Below are 2,824 nucleotides of genomic sequence, written 5' to 3' on the forward strand. Positions count from 1 at the left end.
TTTTAATCTTTAAAGATGGCTCACTTTTAAAGTGTAACTAAGAGAAATATTGAGTTTAATTTAGTCCAGTTTTAACTTTTAAATAGTCCAGTTTTAACTTTTAACTAACATTCGTCATTATTTAATGGTTCTCTTTTGTATTGATAGGGCATAAATTTTCTCCTAAAGTTTTGCGGACAAAAGAAGTTCGCCGACAGGCGAATTTGGGGAAATCTTCGATTTCCCTTTTACCCGCTGTTAAGTGAAGTTGTGAGCCCGCTTTTTTTACATTACATTACTTGCAACAACCCTTTTTTACGGATCCTTTGTAGGTGCAACAGCTTATCTTTCCCCGAGGTTTTAAATACTCGCAATCCTTACAATCCTCGGGAAAGTTTAGCTTTTTGCCCGTGAGTTTACAAAGACGTTCGGCCATGGTTCTTCACCTCCTTTCATGGTTTATAGTGCCGTTCACAAAATTCGGAAATGCTTGCTACAAAAGGCTTTGCGAGCATTCATTTTTTAGACTTCACCTCCACCTCGCGAACCCTTATCTGATAATAGTTTAGAAGCCCTTAGAACCTCAAAAAGTCTCCTTTATACTAATTTCAAGAGGGGTGGAGGTGAAAAAATCCTCCTTTATCTGGCTCCATTAATTTTGTGAAACCCTTATTTTTCTGATTGTTAATTTGTTAGCTTATTCTTCTCTGATCAATACTTCCTTTTACCTGAACTTCACCTCTACCCTTCTATATCTGTTATAATTTTCTATAAATCAATCTTTATGCACTAAGGCTTTCACAAAATTGGAGGTGAAGTTATGTCTACCTTTAACCCTCAACAAAGACTGTTACTATCAGCCGAATATCTCCTCGATATCAATCCCTTAAAGAAATACGAGCTTCTCTTCGACAACCTCGACTGTTCTCCTCTTAAAGGACACACCCATAATGCCAAAGGAAGGCCACCTGTTCTTAAACCTGGTCTTTTGAGAGCTCTCATCTACAAAAATCTTAAGCCACTACCTACCTTATATGATCTTGCTGTCGATTTGGTCGATAACCCCAGTATAGCCCTGAAATGTAACCTTGATCCACCTTCTCCCGACTTCCGCACTTTTTCCCCTATTCAAAACCAGAACTCCAATAAAATAAGGGGTTTCAGTTTGAAAGGTCAATGTAGTGCCATATTTTAATTAAGAGCTTTACTTTACCATATTATTATGCTAAACTTTAGCTATGTTTACAAGAGTAAAAACATCAAATAAGGGTGCTACTAAATACGTGCAAATAGTTCAGTCTATAAGAAAAGGGGAACGGGTAACTCAAAAGATCATAAGACATATTGGAGTTGCCTATGATGAAGATGAACTAGTCCAACTTAAGCTGCTGGCTGAGTCTATTAGAATAAAGTTAGAAGCAGGGGGTCAGCAGTTTTTATTCAAACCAGAAGAGATAGTAAACTTAAAAAGAAGTAAGGAAAAATATTCTGATTCTGATTACCAGGTTAATTTAAAGGATCTAGTAGAAGAACAGAGGCTAATCTCAGGGATACACCAAGCCTACGGCAGGCTATTTTACGATCTGGGGTATAAAAAGGTGATTAAAAATCCGGCCAGACGCAAGATGGCAGTCCGTATATTTTCTGATATAGTACTTTCCAGAATAGCCAACCCGGTAAGCAAACGGGCCTCAGTAGATATGTTGGAAGAAGACTTCGGACTAACTATCGATTTAGATAAAGTATATAGGATGATGGACCAATTAGATGATCAGGCCATAGAGAGGTTAAAAAAAATAAGCTACCAGAATACCCTGAACCTCTTTGGGGGAAAGATAGAGGTAATCTTCTATGATGCCACCACTATCTACTTTGAATCATTTACCCCTGATGAGCTTAAAAAGAATGGCTTCAGTAAAGATGGTAAATCGAACCAGCCTCAGGTACTGTTTACCCTTATGGTAACTACCGATGGTCTTCCTATAGATTATCAGATATTCCCCGGGGATATCTATGAAGGTCATACCCTGATCCCCGCCCTTGCCGAGATTAAGAAGAAATACGCTATAAGGAGAGTGGTACTGGTAGCCGATAGTGGGATGTTATCTAATGTTAATACCCACGAATTAGAAGAAAGTAATTTTGAATATATAGTAGGGGCAAGACTGAGGAATATGAATAGTAAATTAAAAGATGAAATCCTAAATCCTGAAAATTACCAGGAGATAACTCCCGGATACCAGATAGCCAGTTTTGCCTACGATAATAAAAAATTAATAGTAAACTATAGTGCAAAACGGGCACTAAAAGATCGATCAGATAGAGAAAAGAAGATAGAAAAATTAAAGAAAAAACTGCAGAGAAGCAGTAATCCCAAGAGCTATCTCCTAAACTCAGGATACCGAAAATACCTTAAAGTAAAGGGCGATATCTCTCTAAACGAAGAAGAGATATTAAAAGATAGCAGATGGGATGGGCTACACGGGGTCATCAGCAATGCCCACCTTTCAAGTAAGGAGATATTGGAAAAATATAATGACCTGTGGAATGTAGAGGCCTCCTTCAGGGTATCCAAACACGACCTGGCCGTAAGACCGGTATTTCACTGGAAGCCCCGCCGGATTAAAGCACATATGGCTATCTGTTTTGCCGCTTATTCTCTGGTAAAACAGATGCAATATCGGGTTAAATTACAATACAAAAACTTGAGTATAGAAAAGATAAGACAAACCTTGATTAGAGTACAGACTTCCATATTGTTTGATCAAGAGAAAAGAATACGATATGGGCTTCCCTCCAGGATGTCTAAAGAGGCTAAAAAGATATACCAGGTCTTTAATATTAA

General features: G+C 37.9%; 2 protein-coding genes. Both read left to right on the plus strand.

The annotated features are described in order from the left end of the window. Positions 1-799 precede the first annotated feature (799 nt). On the plus strand, positions 800-1,174 hold the full coding sequence (locus COZ07_RS04145; RefSeq protein ID WP_406607323.1) for a hypothetical protein: 375 nt from the start codon (positions 800-802) through the stop codon (positions 1,172-1,174). An 88-nt stretch (positions 1,175-1,262) separates the two neighbouring features. Continuing rightward, positions 1,263-2,824 (plus strand): IS1634 family transposase (locus COZ07_RS04150; RefSeq protein ID WP_406607324.1); only part of this gene is annotated, 1,562 nt, incomplete at its 3' end.

Origin of the sequence: Candidatus Infernicultor aquiphilus (assembly GCF_002784285.1) — a bacterium.
GTDB lineage: Bacteria > Atribacterota > Phoenicimicrobiia > Phoenicimicrobiales > Phoenicimicrobiaceae > Infernicultor > Infernicultor aquiphilus.